The following is an 18,044-nucleotide window of genomic DNA, read 5'->3' as shown; positions in this document are numbered from 1 at the left end:
CCGATCGCTCGGCAGCGATCCGCTCGCGATCGGCGCCGCTGTCTTCCAACGACGATGCTCGCTACAATCTGGCCATCGGTCCTCATCGAGGCAGCACAGCAGCCATGGGGACAATCTCTCATCGTTTGCATACGTGCTCCGGCCTCTGCCGACACCGACAAGGAATCCGATCGTGGAACGCCCCAACTTTGAAATCTTGGCCTACGAAGATTCGCCGCTGGGGCCGCTCTGCCTGCGTCGCCGCGAACTGCTCTCCCAACCCGGGACGATCGTCACCGAGGTGACGCTGAATCACGAGTTCCTGATGAGCAGTCTGAATACCGATTCGGAGCGTCAGATCTCCAACCGCGCCGTCGAGATCCATGGCGGCCCCAATTTGAAAACCTTGGTCGGCGGACTGGGGCTGGGCTACACAGCACAAGAACTGCTGAAGCATGAGAACGTCGCATCGGTCGACGTGATCGAATACCTTCCGCAAGTTGTCGATTGGCTGCGGCAGGGTTTGGTGCCGCTATCGAGCGAATTAAACGCAGCGGAACAGTTGAAGATCATCGCGGGGGATGTCTATCAGCGGCTGGCGGAATCGCCAACGGATCGATACGACCTGATCGTGATCGATGTCGACCATTCCCCCAGCGATCAACTGGGAGAAGAAGAGAACGGCTTCTACACTCGCGATGGGCTGTTAGCGGCCAAAGCACATCTGGCCGAACATGGCGTGCTGGCTGTCTGGTCGTATGCCCAGAGCAGCCAGTTTTCAGTAGCGCTGCGAGAAACCTTTGAAAGCGTGCATGTCGAACCGGTGAAGACTTTCAACGCTCTGGTTGACCATTGGCAAACCGATTGGCTGTTTTTCGCCACCGACCGACAGCTCGATCCGGCTGAGTTGCCTCAGCCGGAGCAGGATGCGGCAACCTAGCCCAACGGCTTGGCTTGCCAGATCTCGTCGGCGTATTGTTGGATCGTGCGATCGCTCGAGAACCAGCCGCTGTTGGCTGTGTTCAAGATGCTCATCCGGTTCCAACCCTCTTGATCTTGGTACGCCGCATCGACCTTGCGTTGCGTGTCGATGTAATCGCGAAGATCGGCGATCGTCAGCCACGGGTCGTAAGGATTGCGGAGCCCGGCGGTCAAGATGTTAAACGTTCCAGGATTCCCAGCGTCGAACCGACCACCTTCGATCATCGCCATGATCCGTTGGATCTCTTCGTCGCCGGCGATAATCTTGTTGGGATCGTAAGCCTTTTTGGTCTCTGCAACTTCTGCCGCATCGAGTCCGAACAGGAAGAAATTGTCATCGCCCGCCTGTTCGCGAATCTCGATATTCGCACCGTCGAGCGTTCCGATCGTCAGAGCACCGTTCATCATGAACTTCATGTTGCCGGTACCCGACGCCTCTTTACCCGCGGTCGAGATCTGTTCGGACAGTTCAGTCGCCGGGCAGATCACTTCCATCGCTGAAACGCGGTAGTTCGGCAGGAAGACCAGCTTCAACAGGTCGTTCGCTTTTTCATCGGCGTTGATCACGCTAGCGACGTTGTTGATCAAGTTGACGATCATCTTGGCAACGTGATATCCGGGAGCCGCTTTGCCACCGATCAACACGCAACGCGGAACCATCCCCGCGGTGTCGCCACGTTGGATCCGGTCGTACAGATTCAACACGTGCAGCAGATTCAACAGCTGACGCTTGTACTCGTGAATCCGTTTGACCTGCACGTCGAACAACGCAGCTTCTTGGAATTCGATCCCCGTTGTCTGGCGAACGTATTCGATCAAGCGACGCTTGTTTTGCAGTTTGACCTCTGCCCAACGCTTGCGAAACGCAGCGTCTTCGGCAAACGGACGCAGCCGTTCGATCTGGCTCAAATCGGTCTGCCAGCCCTCGCCAATCGTCTCGTTCAACAGATCGCGAAGCCCTGGATTGCAGTGCGCCAACCAACGACGTTGGGTCACGCCATTCGTCTTGTTATTGAACTTCTTCGGCCACAGTTCATAGAAGTCCTGGAACAGACCGCTCTTCAACAGTTCGGTGTGCAACCCAGCAACGCCGTTGACCGAGAAACTGCCGACGATCGCCAGATGTGCCATCCGGATGTGAGGATTCTCTCCTTCTTCGACCAACGACATGCGGCGTTGACGCGCCACATCGCCCGGCCATTTCTTGGAGACTTCAGCCAGGAAGCGATGGTTGATCTCATAGATGATGTCCAACAATCGCGGCAGCAAACGGCTGAACAGCGAGACCGACCAACGCTCCAACGCCTCGGGCAACAGCGTGTGGTTGGTGTATGCCATGCACTGCGTGGTGATTTCCCAAGCCTGCTGCCATTCCATCTGATACTGATCCAACAAGATCCGCATCAATTCGGCGACGGCACACGCGGGGTGCGTGTCGTTTAATTGGAAGCAATTCTTCTTGCCAAAGTCGGTGAAGTCATCGCCGTGCTTTTCGACCCAATCCTTGACGATATCTTGCAAGCTGGCCGAGACCAGGAAGTATTGCTGCTTCAGACGCAGTTCCTTCCCGTTTTCGCTAGCATCGTTGGGATACAGGACCATCGAAATCTGTTCGGCCATGTTTTTCGACGCGACAGCTTCGGGGTAACTGCCCGAATTGAACTCTTCCAGATCGAAAGCGTCGGTCGCCGCCGCTTTCCACAACCGCAGCGTGTTGACGGTCTTGTTGCGATAGCCCGGGATCGGCATGTCGTAAGGAACGGCAACGACGTCGTGGCTGCCGGCCCAACGACAACGAGGTGTTCCCTCGTCGTCGCGGTAGTGTTCGGTGTAGCCGTAGAAATGAACGTTCTGCGCTTCGTCGGGACGCTCCATCTCCCACGGATTGCCATCGCGCAACCAATGATCGGGATCTTCGATTTGGCGGCCGTTTTCGATGTGTTGGTGGAACATGCCGTATTCGTAACGGATGCCGTAACCAACGACCGGCAGTTTCAAGTTGGCGCAACTGTCGAGAAAACAAGCTGCCAAGCGGCCCAAACCACCGTTGCCAAGTCCCGCATCGTGCTCCTTTTCGGCGACCTCTTCCAGGCTCAAACCGTATTGGTGCAACGCCTCGCGAGCGGGACCATCGAGGTCGATGTTCTGGATCGCGTTGCTCAACGAACGCCCGATCAAGAACTCAAGCGATAGATAATAGACGCGGCGCTGATCGGTCTCACGAATCGCGTCGCGCGTCTGCTGCCAACTGCCCACCAATCGATCGCGAACCGCCAAAGCTGTCGCGCGACAGACGTAGCGAGGCGAAACATCCCGTTCGTGATACCCGAGGGTATAGTGCAGGTGCCGCCGAATTTCTTCGTCCAGGCCAGCGAGATCAATCGACGCGGGTTTGGTTAAAGTTGTTGCTGTCATCAATCCAAATCTTCGTTTATGGTCAATTCGAAATACGCGAATACGGCGAAGTATAGCGTACCGACAAGCATCGGCACGCCGAATGGCAGAACTCAAACCGATACGGAGATGAAACCCGATGCCTCCCGAATTGCCATAACGACACTGACGCGATCAATGGCGGAAGTGCGACGACAAGGCCGCCGCCAAGGGTAAATCGGTCAACACTGTCGAAAACTCAAATCCCAGCCCCCAACAGTTTTGGCGCTGCTTTTCTATAAAGTTATCCAGCTCCTCTAGATAAGCATTGCGTATCTGAGCGCCGTTAACATCGACCTCACCCGCAGATTCGAGACCCTCAAAATGGAGTTCGCCGTCGAAGCGAAACTCCCTCTCCTGCCGATCCATTACATGCAGCACAATTGCATCATGTCCTGCACCACGCAAAAGCGTCAGCGCTCCCTGCAGCCCCTGCTCGGGTCCCAACAGATCGCTGATCAAGACGACCAGCCCCGGTTGCCGAGCCTGATCGACAAATTGCGCCACACCACTAGGCAGGTCGGTCCCCCCGGCAGCTGGCGTTTTTTCAAAGACCTCGTCCCAGCGGGACAGTTGGCTGATGGCGCTCGACGGCGGCAGATAGTCGAACAAGCGATCGCTCAACATTCCCAGACCGATCCGGTCTTGTCCCGCTAGCGTGACGAAGGCCAACGCGACCGCCAACTTGCGTGCGTACTGCAGCTTGGAAATTTCCGAATCGGTGCCAGCAAACGACATGCTCTCGCTGTTATCGAGCAACACGTAACAGCACAAATCCGTTTCGTCTTCGCTCTGCTTCAGATAGTACTTGTCGGTCCGCCCGTAGATCTTCCAGTCGAGGTAACGCAGATCGTCCCCCGGCGCATACTGGCGATGCTGCGCGAACTCGATAGCTTGCCCCATCCGAAAACTGCGATGCTCTCCCGCCGCAGAACCGGCGAAGCGATGCCGCGACTTCAGACGCAAAGCATTCAGCGCCGTGTACGCGTCGTGATCCAAATACTTGGCAAACGTTTGATACATCGCAGCGACCGTTAGGAGGTCGGATTTCGAAACACCGCCGCAACGCCAGCCGGTTCGGCGCCATGGCGAGCGCGTTGGATCAGATCTTGGATGACCTGCGCCACGGTCAGCCCATCGGCTTCGGCGGCGAAGTTCAATCGAATCCGATGCCTCAGCACCGGCAGCGCCACCGCATCGACATCGTCTCGCTCGACCAAATGCCGCCCCTGCAGCGCCGCCCGAGCCTTTGCCGCCAGCACCAGGTACTGGCTGCCGCGTGGGCCACTTCCCCAACGCACATACTTCTTCACCTGGTCCGACGCTCGCGGATCCGACGGCCGACTGCCGCGAGCCAGCGTCATCGCATACCGCGCGACCGGCTCGGCGATCGGAATCCGACGAACCAAATGACGGAACTCCAGCAACTGCGCCCCGTCGACAACCGCGGTCAGCGATTCCTCTTTGTCGTCGGTGGTCTGCAGCACGACCTGCAATTCATCCGCTTCGTTGGGGTAATCGATCCGCACGTCGAACATGAACCGATCCAATTGAGCTTCGGGCAACGGGTAGGTGCCGTCTTGTTCGATCGGATTTTGCGTGGCCAGAACAAAAAACGGATTCGGCAATTCGTGTCGCGTTCCGCCCGCGGTCACCTGCCGCTCTTGCATCGCTTCCAACAACGCAGCCTGCGTTTTGGGCGGCGTCCGATTGATCTCGTCGGCCAAGATGATGTTGCCGAAGATCGGCCCCGGCAGAAATTTGAACTGCCGTTCCCCCGTCTCGCGATCCTGTTGGATTACCTCGGTTCCGGTGATATCGCTGGGCATCAGATCGGGAGTGAACTGGATCCGGCTGAAATCGAGCTTGAGCGTCGATGCCAAACTGTGCACCAACAACGTCTTGGCCAAACCGGGCACCCCGACCAACAGACAATGCCCGCCGGCGACCAACGCCGTGATCACCTGCTCGATCGTCTCTTCCTGGCCGATGATCGCTTTGGCCAATTCGGCTTTAATCGCTGCGTATTCGCTGGCCAACCGCTCGATCAACTCGCGGTCACCGATATTCTGGCTGTCATTCATGCTTCAAAGTTTCGCCGATTGGCGAGCCAGGGGCAATCGTGGCAACCTTGAATTCGCGGGAATCGAAAACGGCCAACCGATCGGGACTCGCCAAGATCAGATACCCGTCGCGGATCAACAGATTGCCGCCGCGTAGATCGCTGGGCAACAGATCGATCCGATCGACCATCCGCATTGCGTGCCTCGTATCCGTATCGGCAAGGACCGCATCGAAGACAAGGATCGCATCGTCGGTCGGCCAGTAGATTCGATTCCCCGCGATCGCGCCGCGTCCCGCCGTCCGCGGCTGCGACGATCCACCGGCAGCCAGTGAAGTCGAACCGCCAGCAAAAACGGCGTCGACGCGTCCGGTGAACTTATCGATCCAGTACAGTCGATCTCCCGAAGCGATCACGTGTGTTGCCGTCGTCCCCAACAGACACTCCACGTCTTCGGCTAGTTCGGGCCCGCTGGTCCACAGCGTCTGTCCCGTCGCCGAATCCAACGCAAACACTCGACCGCAATCGGCTGCCGCGACAATCGCCAGCTCCGCATCCAACAGCACCGGCGACAGATCGCGATCGTCGACAAACGGTTCGTCCCGAAAAGGGTTATCGTGTGCCGAACCGCGCTCGTAACGAACCAGCCAACGGATCTTGCCCGTCTGCGCATCGATCGCCGAAACGGTTCCCAAGTTGGCGTGATAGAACAGCATCCCCTCGCGATACGCGACCGTCGCATGCGAGACGCGGTTGGCGGGCGGTTGATTGGGCATCGGCCCGACCGCCAGTTCGGGACTGATCCACAACCGCTGCCCCGATCGCAGGTCGATGCACAGCACGCGACTTGTGTACAGCGAACCGGCACGCCGCGTGATCCCGCAGAAAATCCGATCGCCCACCAACAGCGGAGGTGCTTCGATTTCGTAGTCGCCCAGTTCTTCGGCGTCGAGCGATTTCGGATAGGCGTCCAACAAACGCCCCTCGCCGTCGAGATCGAACACCGCCACCGATGACGCACTTCCCGGAGGCTTCCGCATCACCGGCAACCAACCGGTCACCGCCGGTCCCAGCCGCGCGACCATCCGATCGCCAACCACGTTCAACGTGAATCGCGGCCAGCCCGATGCCGGTAGCGCCGCGGGAGGCAAGATTTCCTCGGACGGCTGCCCCGTGTCGAAGACTGCCGCATTGGAATCTTCGATCGGCCAACCGGCTCCCGTGCGGAGATCGAAGCCGACGATTCGATTCACGTCGTGAACGAAGACACGCCCGTTCCAAACCGCCGGAAAGTAGCTCGCTCGCCGGCTGCCGGCCGCCCCCGACGAACCGCTGACGGAATCGAGCGTCGGATCGCGATCGATCCGGTGCAGCGGAGTCGTCCAGATCGGAAACTCTGCGAATCGAACCGTCGCATCCGACGCGGTCGACTCTTCTTTCGCCGCGGCGATCGCCCGCCGCAACGTCTGCTCCGCAGGTGAATCGGCAAACGCTTCGAACATCGTTTGCACCAACGCCAGCTCGCGCTCGGCTCGTGGGATGTCTCCCTGCAGGACCGAACAATAAGGAAGCCGCGCCGCAAGCTCGGGCAAGGGGAGAGCGGTGCCGCGGTAGGATCCGAAACTCAAGCCACGGTCGTCGCGCGACACTTGCTCCGCAATCGCCGCCACACTCTCCGGGTACCTGACGAGCAATGGATTCCAAGCGACCGCGGGAACCATCGCCACGGGATTTTCCCCGACGCCGGTCGCTTGCAACCGCGAATCGATGCGGACCAGTGCGTCGCGGCCTCGCTGAGCCCAACCGCGATCGATCGCTAGGTCGGCTTGTAATCGGAGCGCCGCATCGCCGTGCGAACTGGCAAGGAACTCGCGAACCGCGCTGTCTGCTTGACTGAGATCCTTCTGCGTGGCGGCTGCCTCGACGGCCGCAGCCGCCAGCGAGTCGATCCGCTGGCGATAACGCGACAAGACTTCGGGAGCGGCGAGGCCCCACCGCACCAGCCGGTCGTTCAGATAATCGCGAACCGGAACCCAACGCTGCAGCGATTCAGTCGTGTTGGGATCGAGATCGATTTGGATCAATCGCTCCCCCGACGTGTCGGCAAGACGCAGGATTTCATCGACCGCGGCATCCCACGACTGGGCGCCAATCAATTGGTCGATCTGCTGCAGCGCGATCCGGCCCGAGGTTTCTAGCTCGGGAATATCGGCAGGCACCGCGCCGCGCTGAGCCCATCCGAGCCCAGGCGAGATCAGCAGCAAGAGCAACGCTTGGCAAACAAGGAACCGCATCAAATGGGCAGCCTTTTCAGCTAAGCGACAGGATAGGCCCAGTACAACATGTAGTAGACGACCACGCCGGTGATCGAAACGTACAGCCAGATCGGAAAGGCGAATCGGACGATCTTGCGATGCTTCTCCCGATTGTCTTTCAGGCCCTGCACGATCGCAGCAATCGCCAGCGGCGGCACCGTGATCGCAAGCAACAGATGCGTTCCGAGGATCGTAAAATAGACGGTCCGCGCGGCGCTGGAGACATCGGTTGGGAACCGCCGATTCGGCGAACCGGTTGTCTGGAACAAAGCGACCTTGTGCAACAGATACAACGCCAGGAACAGGCCGCTGACGGCAAAACATGTGATCATCACATTGCGATGGGCCTTCAAGTTCCCTCGCTTGACCATCACCAACCCGATCACCAACAGCACCGTCGCCAGACTGTTCAGCGACGCAGTCGCGTGCGGCAGATTACTCGCTAACCATTCCATCAGCTGGCATTTCCTTCATCCTTCGAGTCATCGATCTTCTCGCCGGCAAGCAGTTTGCCGATGTCCTTCTTCAGCCGATCGAACTGTTCCGGTTCGGGCCATTCATACAACGCGACGATCTCGCCATCGGCACCGACCAAAACAAAACGGTCGGTGTGGAAGCGTCGGTTGACCGGCAACCGGAACACCTCCGCCCCCACGCGTCGGATGTAATTCAGTTCGCCGGTCAGAAACAACCACTGATCCTTATCCGCCTCAAATCGCTTGGCGTATTCCGACAACACCTCGGGCGTATCGATCTCGGGATCGCAACTGATGCTCAAGAAGCGAACTCCCTTCCCATAAAACTCCTCCTGCAAAATCTTCAGCTTCTCATTTTGCATCGGGCAGGTGCTGGGGCAGGTCGTGAAGAAAAAGCTGACGACATAAGGTTGCCCCAACAATTCTTTACTGGACACCGTCTCGCCGCTGCGTTCGGTCAGCTCGAACTCACTCAACCAACCATCCCCTTCGACCACGACCGGCTCCTTGGCAGCAGACTGCTCCGCGACAGCGGCTTCGGCAACCTCGGCCTCCATCTGGACCTGAGCCGCTTCCGCCTGCTCGCGTTCGATCCGCCGCGAACGGGCGATCAATCCAATCACCATGCCGGTGATCAAGATCACCATCACATGCATTGCCGTGCGATTCATTATTTCTCTCTTGTGTCTTATTTATGGTCGCCTTTCGCTCTGCGAAAGTGCGTTTGCGGTTCGCACTTTCGCGGAGCGAAAGGCGACAATTTATTGTAACCGCTCGCCTGGAAAAACGCAGGCTGCAGCGCCGCCGAATCCAGCCAATCGGGAGCGTATTGGCGTGGCTGCGGCAGCCGTCGGCCAGCGTCATCAAAGCCCAAACCGCTCGGCGGAAATGGAGACCGTCCCCAGATCATTCTCTCCCGGCTGGATCTCCAGCTCAAAGATGCCGCGACGATTCACCTCGCTCCCCCCGATCTTCAGCCCGCGCAAACTGGCTCTTTCGTGGTAGACCCGAAACGCCAGCTTAACGCCCGCCGGCAAGCGGCCGATCGTCATCCGTCCATGCGCGTCGGAGATCCCCGCATAGCGATGATCCAACACCAACAACCGCGCTTTCATCCACGGATACAGCAGACTGCCGACGGGGATCGGCGCCGGCTCGGCTCGCTGGGGATTGAGCTCCGCTCGAGCGTTGGGGGGCAGCGAAAGGCTCTCCGCCCGATTTGCCATGAACCCCAGCATCGTGCTGTATCCGATCACGTCGGTGTTGACGACCGAAAGCGCATCGCCGGAGGTGATCGCCAGAACACGAGGGACATAGTTGCAGTTGACGTTAGCCAGTTCAAAGGCTTTGCCGCCGGCGACCGCATCGGGATGGACCGCTGGCAAAGCTCGGCCGCCAGGCCCTTCATACGCGTAGACGACCAGATCGCGGATCCCTTTATCGATCGTGTTGACGACCAAGCTTTCGTCGACCATCGCAATGTCGCCACAAAACCCTTCGCCCACGCGATCGGCGATCCGCCGGGGCTGAGGCGGGATGCCGTCATAGACAAACCGAATCGTCAGGTCGCCCCAGCGATCGGTTTCATCGGAGAACGCCGGGCCAGCAAAGCCGACCAAGAGCGTTAGGAAAGCGAGTCCCAGAGAGCGCAACGGCGGAATACGACCGCATAGGCGGGCGCAAGAAAAAACCGGCAGCCGCCGCGATCGCGGTGACTGCCGGTTGATAATTCGCAGAATGCGGAGATTCACGATCGGTCTTAGAACAGTTTGGCGTCGAGTTCGACGGTGCCCAGATCGTTTTCGCCTGGCTTGATTTCGACTTCAAAGACGTTGCGGCGATTGACTTCGCTGCCAGCAACTTCCAAGCCGCTCAAGCGACCCGCAGCTTCGTGGTACAGACGGAAAGCAAGCTTGCCAGTTGGCAGGTTCTTGATAACCAAGGTACCGCTTTCATCCGACTTGGCAGCGTAGGGGTGTTCCAAAACGACAACCTTCGCTTGCATCCAAGGGTGGATGTTGCAGGCGACGGGAATCGGAGCAGGTTCGGCGTTGTCCAACTTCACTTCCTTCGACTTCAGCGGCGGAATGGTGAAGTTTTGAGCGGCGTTGACCAAGAAGGCCAAGTTGCAGTTGTGACCGACGGGATCGGGATTGGTGACGTTCAACGTGTCGCCCGCTTTACAGATCACGATGTGCGGCTCGAAGCGGCAATCTTTGTTGGCCAGTTCGTGAGTGTTCGGCTTGCCTTCCAGATCGGGATGGATCGCAGGCAATTTGACTCCACCGCGTCCGTCGTATGCGTAGACGACAACGTTTTGAATTCCGCCATCTTTGCCAACGACCAACGACTCATCGACCAAGTCGTGCTTGCCGCAGAACTCTTTGTCGACAGTGACGGCGATCTTGTCGGCGTCGGGGGCGGCTCCCTTGAAGACAAACTTAACCTTCAGATCGCCCCATTGTTGGGCATCAGCGGTGGCCGAAAGGAACGTGGTGGCGACAAAGGCCGAGATTATCAAAAATCGCATGTTTCTCAGTTGCTCCGTAGATCGTGTTGCGGATTTTTTGGGGCCGACGCACAAGCGTCTGGCTTGAGGGTCAATTCTTCTCCGTCCGAACGGCAGCGCCAAGGGCAAGTATAAAGGCGTCGCCGCAGATGTGGATTATAACTGCGGCGACGCCTGAATAGAACGAGCAAATTAGAACTGCAGTTCCATCCGGGCAGGTGGGATATGGGACGGAAGATCATAGCAGTTGGTGGGCTGCACAGGATTGTACGCCTTTAACGCAAAAAGGAAAGACCTTACCCCTGCCGCTCCGGAAGAATAGCGACAATTCCGAGGTTCACGCAGCCCGATCATGCATCGACATTAGGAACATTGCATCTAGGTAGCCTGGTGCTATCACAGAATCGCTGCGGAACGTAGGATGATCGCAACAAAAGTGCGAATCCATCGGGAAATCGAGACGCGGATCCGCTGTGTTGGCTGAAGAATTTAGAATCCCAGATGGGAGCGGAGCGAAACTGATGAAAGTGTTGGTGGTTGGCAACGGTGGACGCGAACATGCGCTTGCCTGGAAGATTGGCATGAGCCCGCGTGTTTCACAGGTTTTTGTAGCCCCTGGAAACGCGGGAACCGGTGTCGATGCGACCAACGTCCCAATCAGTGCGGATGACACCGAGGGTTTGGTCAATTTCGCTCGCCGCGAATCGATCGACCTGACGGTCGTCGGCCCCGAAGTCCCTTTGGTCAACGGTCTGGTCGACGCCTTGGAAGCCGCGGGCCTTCGCGCGTTTGGCCCCTCTGCCGCCGCGGCGGAACTGGAAGGGAGCAAGGTCTTCTGCAAGAACCTGCTGAAAGCTGCCGACATCCCGACCGCCGACTACCAAACCTTCCGCACCGGCGACGATGCGGCGCGGTTCATTAAAGACCGCTACCCCGAAGAGAACTCCGCAGTCCCCGTGGTCGTCAAAGCCGACGGCTTGGCAGCGGGCAAAGGCGTGATCGTCTGTTCGACTCGCGAGGACGCCCTCGACGCGATCGACCGCATCACTCGGCAGCGTGAATTTGGCGAAGCTGGCAACGAACTGATCATCGAAGACCGTTTGATCGGTCAAGAAGCGAGCATCCTAGCGATCACCGACGGCAATGCGATCGTGATGCTCCCCGCCGCTCAAGATCACAAGCCAGCTTACGACGGCGACAAAGGTCCCAACACCGGCGGCATGGGAGCTTATTGCCCGACGCCGATCGTCGACGAGAAGATGATCGAGATGATCCAAGAGGACATCATCGTCCCGACGGTTCACGCGATGAAACGCAACCGCCGTCCGTTCAAAGGCGTTCTTTACGCTGGCTTGATGATCACCTCGACCGGCCCCAAGGTGCTCGAATACAACGTGCGATTCGGCGACCCCGAATGCCAACCGCTGCTGATGCGTCTGAAGAGCGACATCATGGACATCTTGGAAGCTGTCGCCGACGGTCGCTTGATCGATATCGATCCGCCGGAGTGGGACGAACGTCCAAGTATCTGCGTGGTGATGGCCAGCGAAGGTTATCCGGGCGATTACGTCAAAGGCCGCGAGATCTCCGGCCTTCACGACGCTGCCAAACTGAAAGATGTCAAAGTCTTCCACGCCGGCACCAAGCTGACCCAAGGTTCGGTGCAAACCGACGGCGGACGCGTGTTGGGTGTGACGGCGCTTGGCAACAGCATCAGCAACGCCAAACTGCAAGCCTACACCGCGGTGAAGCAGATCCGCTGGCCCGGCGCCTGGTGCCGCAAGGACATCAGCGACAAAGCCCTTTAATTTGCATCGCCGCTTTCGCAAAGGCTTCCAACGAGACACGGCATCCGCTGGCGTCGGTGTTCCCCTTCCAAACTGCGTTTGGGGGAAGGGTGAAGCGCTACGACTTCACTCGCCCAGCGAAGCTGGGAGGGTCGGAAAACGAGCGTTTAGCGACGTTTTCCGGGGAGGGTCTAACAACACATCGGACAGGAGCGAACGCCGCGCGACGCCCCTCCCCGAACTTCGCTTCGCTCGTTCGACCCTCCCCTTCCAAACTGCGTTTGAGGGAGGGTGAAACGCTACGATTTCACTCGCCCAGCGAAGCTCCCCTTTCAAACTGAGTTTGAGGAACGGTGAAGCGACACGACTTCACTCGCCCAGCGAAGCTGGTGAGGGTCGGGAAACGAGCGTTTAGCGACGTTTTCCGGGGAGGGCCTACCCGTCGGATCGATAGGCCCAGACGTTCTCCACGCATGACCACGGGACGCGCGAGAACACGATCCCCTCGCTCGATTGATCGCGCCCCAATCCGCTCAACCTACAGATCTTTTTCGGTCGGCGGAAAGCGTTTTCGGCTGTCGCTGTCGACAGGTTTTCCCGATCGCAAATTCCACCACTGATCAGCTCGCTGCGGATCGTAGTTGGGATTTGGGATTGGCATCCGTGCCGAGACCTCATGTCGCCAGGTCGCCAACTTGCGACGCAGATCGGCCGCGCGGCCGGCTTTCTCTTCGACAAGGTTCTTGCTTTCGCCGATGTCCGACGCAATGTGATAAAGCTCGACATCGCCGGTTCCATCGAGATATTCGATCAATTTCCATTCGCGCTCGCGGATACTGCTGGCAGGTCGATCGTGGTGGTAGTGCGGATAGTGCCAATGCAACGCGGAACGGGGTAGCGTCGCATCGGGCTTCTCCAACAATGGCAGCAACGAGACGCCATCGATCGTCTGATTCGCCGGCAAGCTGCCGCTGGCGAGTTCGACAAACGTCGGATAGAAATCGTAGCTGATCGTCGGTTCGGCACAGACGCCACCGGCGGCAACCTTGGCTGGATACTTGACGATCAACGGCACGCGGACACCTCCCTCGTGCAACGATCCCTTTTCGCCTTTCAGCGGTGCCAGCGAACTGACGTTGTCATCGGCGGCAGGGCGGTAATCGTAGCGTCGGTACAACCCGCCGTTGTCGGAGGTAAAGACGATCATCGTCTTTTCGGTCAGCCCTTGAGCCTCGACCGCGTCGACGATCCGGCCGACCATGTCATCGCAATGCTCGATCATCGCGGCGTAGATCGGATTGGGCAGCTCGCGCCCCGTCGCTTTTGCTTTGTCTTGATACTTCTGCACCTTTTCGGACATCGCTCCAAGCGGGATGTGAACCGCAAACGGAGAGAGCATCAAAAAGAAGGGTTTCGATTTGTTCTGTTCGATGAAGTCGACACACAGATCGGCTTCGAAGTCGGTCCGGTATTGCCCCGGCTTCGGTTTGATGTCCTTGCGTCCGGCGACACGAAACTTGCCCGGCAGATGCGGCCCGTTGATGACCGCCGAATATTCATAGCCTTGGCGATCGGGGAGGAAGCCGGGCGAATCTCCCAGGTGCCACTTGCCGATATATCCGGTCTTATATCCCGCCTGCTGCATCGATTCGCCCACCGTGACCGTATCCAACGGCAAGGCCATCGTCGTCTGCGGCGTGATCACCCGTTCAAACGGACGCCAGTGGCCGGGGATGTGAGCGGTGATCCCGATCCGAGCTTGATTCTGTCCCGATTGGAGCGCACATCGCGTCGGCGAACAGACAGCTCCCGCGGCATAAAAATCGGTGAACCGCATCCCTTCGGCGGCCAGCTGATCGATCCGCGGCGTGTCGACGAAATCGTTGCCGTAACAACCGATATCGCCCCAGCCCATGTCATCGATGAAGATCAGGATCACGTTGGGCTTATCCGCAGCAAACGCAGCCGACGTGAAACAAACGGCTATCGCAAACATCAGGCAACGAAGCGCACGAGCTATGGTCATCGAGAGTCTATGGGGTTTGGTGTTGTGGAAGGGGAGGGCGTTGACTCGATTTCAGTTGCAGCCGAGTAGGTTATTTCATCAACCGGATTTCGACTTCGTTCTCTTGATCAGCACCCGGCGTGCTGCGACCACGCTCGATATATTGAGCCATCAACTGGCTCAATTCTTGAACGACCTCGGGGTGGCTGTCGGCAACGTTTTTGGTTTCGCCGATGTCGGTCGCCAGATCGAACAACTGCAGCGGCGGCAGCTTTTGCTTTCTCGCTGCAGGCGGACGCGGCGTGCTCCATCCGCCCGATCCGGGGCAGAACATCAGCTTCCACGAGCCCTTACGAATCGCAAACGAACCGTTGACCGAATGATGGACCGTCGCTTCGCGAACCGTCGGCGTGTCGGCATCTTTCATCAACGGCAACATGCTGACCGAATCGACAGCCGCGTCGGCGGGCAGTTCCGCGCCGGTCGCTTCCGCCGCCGTCGCCAGCAGGTCGGTGTGGCAAATCGTTGCGTCCGAAGCGGTTCCGGCGGCGATCACGGCGGGCCAGCGAGCGATGAACGCCACGCGGTGGCCGCCTTCAAACGCGTCGGCTTTGTTGCCGCGGTAGACCGAACTCGGATTGTGCCCCTTGGCCTTCAGCTCCGCAAAATCAGCTTTCGGTGTCGCGCCGTTGTCGCTCGTAACGATGATCAACGTGTTGTCGGTGAGCCCCTGTTTTTCGATCGCCTGCATCACCGAACCGACAACCGAATCGACTTGCATCACAAAATCACCCCACTCGTTGAGGCCGCTCTTGTTCTGAAACGCTTCGGTCGGAATGATCGGCGTGTGGGGCGCAGGCAATGGGAAATAGAGGAAAAACGGTTTGTCGGCGGATTGTGTCTCGATGTAGTCGACGGCGCGGGAGGTCAAGCGATCCAAGACGCCGATGTGTTGGAAGTCATCGCCGACGGGCCCCTTGCGCCAAAACTTCTTCCCGCCCGACGCAGCCACTTCTTTGGTCGGGATGTCGGTCAAATGATCGTCTTCGATGTAGACATAAGGATGCATGTCCAGCGAAGCCGAGATGCCGAAGAAGGTGTCGAACCCAAGCTGCAGCGGGCCGGAGGTGATCGGTTTGGCAAAGTCGATGTTGTCCCAAGGCTCCCTCGGATCATCGCTCGGCTTCTTCGAAGGATCTTTCAGCCCCCACTCCAAGCCGAGATGCCACTTGCCGATGCAGGCGGTGTTGTAGCCCTGCGACTTCAGCATCGACGCGACGGTCATTCGCTGGGAATCGATCAACGGCAGCGAATAGCCCCAGGTGACTCCCGATTGCAACCGCGTCCGCCAGCTGTAGCGGCCGGTCAGAATTCCGTAACGCGTCGGCGAACAGACGGCCGAACCGGAATGAGCGTCGTTAAAACGCATCCCCTCGGCAGCCAACCTGTTCATCGCCGGCGTGGCGATCTTGCCTTCGGGGTTAAACGCCTGAACGTCTCCGATCCCCATATCGTCGGCCAAGATGTAGACGATGTTGGGCCGCGATGGTTCTGCGGCTTGCGCCTTGCCCTCCGTCGCGTCGCCGCCAACACCTAGGCAACTGATGAACAGGACGACCGATACAACGAGACAACGCATGAAAGGTTCTCAAGACGTGGGTTCGACAGGAACTAAAAACAAACACAGCCCCCCAAGACACGCATCACTGGCATCGGATCGCGCATCGGGGCTTCTGGGACTTTAACCGGGCCGCCCGCCAAACTCAAGACTTTGGCTTCGGTCCCTTCACGCGACCGGGGGCAACAGGCTAAGATATTTTCCCATGACAAAGCACATTTTCGTAACCGGCGGCGTGGTAAGTTCCCTTGGCAAAGGCTTGACCAGCGCATCGATTGGCATGCTGTTGGAACAACGTGGACTGCGCGTCCGCATGCAGAAGCTGGACCCGTACATCAACGTCGATCCGGGGACGATGAGCCCCTACCAGCACGGCGAGGTCTACGTCCTGGACGACGGCAGCGAGACCGACCTGGATCTGGGGCACTACGAACGCTTCACCAACGGCCCGCTTTCCCGCGATTCGAATTACACCACCGGTCAGATCTATCTGTCGGTGATCGAAAAGGAACGCCAGGGGCGATTCCTGGGCAAAACGGTCCAGGTGATCCCGCACATCACCGACGAGATCAAATCGGTCGTGCAAAAGCTGGGCGACGACGACGACGTCGACGTCGTGATCACCGAGATCGGTGGCACGGTTGGCGATATCGAAGGCTTGCCCTTCCTGGAAGCGATCCGCCAGTTTTCGCTGGATGTCGGCAAGGAAAACTGCCTGTACATTCACCTGACGCTGATCCCCTACCTGAAGGCCGCGGGCGAACTGAAAACAAAACCGACGCAGCACAGCGTTGGCCAATTGCGTGAGATCGGTATCCAACCGGACATCCTGATCTGCCGCACCGAACACAGCGTGACGCGCGAGGATCGCGAAAAGATCGCTCTGTTCTGCAACGTCCCCTTGGAAGCGGTGATCGAAGAGAAGGACAAGGACTTCTCGATCTATGAGGTCCCGCTGAGTCTGGTCGAGAACAAACTGGACAGCTTGATCATCAAGCGACTGGGGCTGAACGCTAAATCGCTAGACATCACCGGTTGGTCGGAGATGCTGCACTCGATGCGGAATCCGCAGCATGAGATCAGCATCGCCGTCGTCGGCAAATACGCCGAACACAAAGACGCCTACAAATCGATCTACGAATCGTTGGATCACGCGGGAATCGCCAACAAGGCTCAACTGCGGATCGGCCGCGTGCAAAGCGCCGATATCGAACGCGAAGGAGTCGAACGGATGCTGTCGGGATATCACGGCATCTTGGTCCCCGGCGGTTTTGGCGAGCGAGGCATCGAAGGCAAAGTGCAGGCGATTCAGTTCGCTCGCGAGCGGAACATTCCGTTTTTCGGAATCTGTCTGGGCATGCAATGTGCCGCGATCGAATTTGGTCGCAACGTGATCGGATTGACCGACGCCCATTCGACGGAGTTCGACCGCGATACGCAAACCCCAGTGATCTGCTTGTTGGATGAACAACGCAACATCACGCAGATGGGCGGCACGATGCGGTTGGGAGCTCAACAAGCGAAGCTCGACCGACACAGCAAATCGGCGGCGTGTTACGGCACCGACGAAGTGGTCGAACGCCACCGCCACCGGTACGAGTTCAACAACAGCTATCGCAGCCAATTCGAAGCCAACGGGATGCGGATCGCCGGGACGAGCCCCGACCACGAACTGGTCGAGATCATCGAGATCGCCGAGCATCCTTGGTTCGTCGCGGTTCAGTTCCATCCGGAATTCAAGAGCAAGCCGCTGTCGGCTCATCCATTGTTCTCGGGCTTCATCGAAGCCGCGATCCAACGCCGAATCAACAAGACCGAACACGATCGGGCCGCTTCACAGCCGGCTCCCGATTCGGCCTCCAGCTAGTTTTTTATCCCT

13 protein-coding genes are annotated in these 18,044 nt (G+C 58.5%); 3 read left to right on the top strand and 10 right to left on the bottom strand.

The window, feature by feature from the left end; translation table 11 throughout:
• The first annotated feature begins 172 nt into the window (after positions 1 to 172).
• Positions 173 to 919: a spermine/spermidine synthase domain-containing protein gene (locus tag EC9_RS04560; protein WP_145342741.1), complete on the top strand. Its 747-nt coding sequence runs from the start codon at positions 173 to 175 to the stop codon at positions 917 to 919.
• On the opposite strand, the gene EC9_RS04555 is transcribed toward EC9_RS04560, so the two are convergent.
• The 8 genes from EC9_RS04555 to EC9_RS04520 form a co-directional block, all read right to left on the bottom strand.
• Positions 916 to 3,375 carry a glycogen/starch/alpha-glucan phosphorylase gene (locus EC9_RS04555; protein WP_145118236.1) on the bottom strand — a complete coding sequence of 820 codons (2,460 nt, stop codon included), beginning with the start codon at positions 3,373 to 3,375 and terminating at the stop codon, positions 916 to 918. The two genes, EC9_RS04560 and EC9_RS04555, sit on opposite strands and share 4 nt — an antisense overlap.
• A gap of 153 nt (positions 3,376 to 3,528) precedes the next feature.
• The gene (locus EC9_RS04550) at positions 3,529 to 4,416 is read right to left on the bottom strand and encodes a DUF58 domain-containing protein (protein ID WP_145342739.1); all 888 of its coding nucleotides are present in this window, start codon (positions 4,414 to 4,416) and stop codon (positions 3,529 to 3,531) included.
• Positions 4,417 to 4,427: 11 nt separating this feature from the next.
• Positions 4,428 to 5,477, bottom strand: coding sequence for an AAA family ATPase (locus EC9_RS04545; RefSeq protein ID WP_145090410.1), 1,050 nt, complete (start codon positions 5,475 to 5,477; stop codon positions 4,428 to 4,430).
• Complete coding sequence (locus EC9_RS04540) at positions 5,470 to 7,749, bottom strand: outer membrane protein assembly factor BamB family protein (RefSeq protein WP_145342737.1); 2,280 nt, start codon at positions 7,747 to 7,749, stop codon at positions 5,470 to 5,472. Before EC9_RS04540 ends, EC9_RS04545 begins: the two co-directional genes overlap by 8 nt.
• A gap of 20 nt (positions 7,750 to 7,769) precedes the next feature.
• Positions 7,770 to 8,225, bottom strand: a complete 456-nt coding sequence (locus tag EC9_RS04535) for a DUF420 domain-containing protein (protein ID WP_145118228.1) — start codon at positions 8,223 to 8,225, stop codon at positions 7,770 to 7,772.
• The gene (locus tag EC9_RS04530) at positions 8,225 to 8,917 is read right to left on the bottom strand and encodes an SCO family protein (RefSeq protein ID WP_145118226.1); all 693 of its coding nucleotides are present in this window, start codon (positions 8,915 to 8,917) and stop codon (positions 8,225 to 8,227) included. The genes EC9_RS04535 and EC9_RS04530 overlap by 1 nt, the downstream gene beginning before the upstream one ends.
• 192 nt (positions 8,918 to 9,109) lie before the next feature.
• A complete protein-coding gene (locus EC9_RS04525; protein ID WP_145342733.1) occupies positions 9,110 to 9,898 on the bottom strand; it encodes a cupredoxin domain-containing protein in 789 nt (262 codons plus the stop codon).
• Positions 9,899 to 10,005: 107 nt separating this feature from the next.
• The gene (locus tag EC9_RS04520; protein ID WP_145282743.1) at positions 10,006 to 10,776 is read right to left on the bottom strand and encodes a cupredoxin domain-containing protein; all 771 of its coding nucleotides are present in this window, start codon (positions 10,774 to 10,776) and stop codon (positions 10,006 to 10,008) included.
• 500 nt (positions 10,777 to 11,276) lie between these two features.
• Here EC9_RS04520 and purD point away from each other — a divergent pair, with 500 nt between their 5' ends.
• Positions 11,277 to 12,563, top strand: a complete 1,287-nt coding sequence (purD, locus tag EC9_RS04515) for a phosphoribosylamine--glycine ligase (protein WP_145282741.1) — start codon at positions 11,277 to 11,279, stop codon at positions 12,561 to 12,563.
• A gap of 517 nt (positions 12,564 to 13,080) precedes the next feature.
• Here the strand turns inward: purD and EC9_RS04510 are convergent.
• Together EC9_RS04510 and EC9_RS04505 are read right to left on the bottom strand one after the other, a co-directional pair.
• Positions 13,081 to 14,568: a sulfatase gene (locus EC9_RS04510; protein WP_145342731.1), complete on the bottom strand. Its 1,488-nt coding sequence runs from the start codon at positions 14,566 to 14,568 to the stop codon at positions 13,081 to 13,083.
• Between the two features lie 70 nt (positions 14,569 to 14,638).
• Complete coding sequence (locus EC9_RS04505; RefSeq protein ID WP_145342729.1) at positions 14,639 to 16,186, bottom strand: sulfatase family protein; 1,548 nt, start codon at positions 16,184 to 16,186, stop codon at positions 14,639 to 14,641.
• A gap of 184 nt (positions 16,187 to 16,370) precedes the next feature.
• Between EC9_RS04505 and EC9_RS04500 the strand changes: the two genes are divergently transcribed.
• Positions 16,371 to 18,032, top strand: a complete 1,662-nt coding sequence (locus tag EC9_RS04500) for a CTP synthase (RefSeq protein ID WP_145342727.1) — start codon at positions 16,371 to 16,373, stop codon at positions 18,030 to 18,032.
• The last annotated feature ends 12 nt before the right edge of the window (positions 18,033 to 18,044 follow it).

Origin of the sequence: Rosistilla ulvae (genome assembly GCF_007741475.1) — a bacterium.
Classification (GTDB): Bacteria; Planctomycetota; Planctomycetia; order Pirellulales; family Pirellulaceae; genus Rosistilla; species Rosistilla ulvae.
Note: the sequence above shows the minus strand (reverse complement) of the source record. Positions and strands in the feature narration are given on the sequence as shown.

Bases quoted from the DNA above. Each gene is read 5' to 3' on its own strand.
- EC9_RS04555 (WP_145118236.1), bottom strand. From the start codon at position 3,375: ATGACAGCAACAACTTTAACCAAACCCGCGTCGATTGATCTCGCTGGC.
- EC9_RS04550 (WP_145342739.1), bottom strand. From the start codon at position 4,416: ATGTATCAAACGTTTGCCAAGTATTTGGATCACGACGCGTACACGGCG.
- EC9_RS04545 (WP_145090410.1), bottom strand. From the start codon at position 5,477: ATGAATGACAGCCAGAATATCGGTGACCGCGAGTTGATCGAGCGGTTG.
- EC9_RS04540 (WP_145342737.1), bottom strand. From the start codon at position 7,749: ATGCGGTTCCTTGTTTGCCAAGCGTTGCTCTTGCTGCTGATCTCGCCT.
- EC9_RS04535 (WP_145118228.1), bottom strand. From the start codon at position 8,225: ATGGAATGGTTAGCGAGTAATCTGCCGCACGCGACTGCGTCGCTGAAC.
- EC9_RS04530 (WP_145118226.1), bottom strand. From the start codon at position 8,917: ATGAATCGCACGGCAATGCATGTGATGGTGATCTTGATCACCGGCATG.
- EC9_RS04520 (WP_145282743.1), bottom strand. From the start codon at position 10,776: ATGCGATTTTTGATAATCTCGGCCTTTGTCGCCACCACGTTCCTTTCG.
- purD (WP_145282741.1), top strand. From the start codon at position 11,277: ATGAAAGTGTTGGTGGTTGGCAACGGTGGACGCGAACATGCGCTTGCC.
- EC9_RS04510 (WP_145342731.1), bottom strand. From the start codon at position 14,568: ATGACCATAGCTCGTGCGCTTCGTTGCCTGATGTTTGCGATAGCCGTT.
- EC9_RS04505 (WP_145342729.1), bottom strand. From the start codon at position 16,186: ATGCGTTGTCTCGTTGTATCGGTCGTCCTGTTCATCAGTTGCCTAGGT.
- EC9_RS04500 (WP_145342727.1), top strand. From the start codon at position 16,371: ATGACAAAGCACATTTTCGTAACCGGCGGCGTGGTAAGTTCCCTTGGC.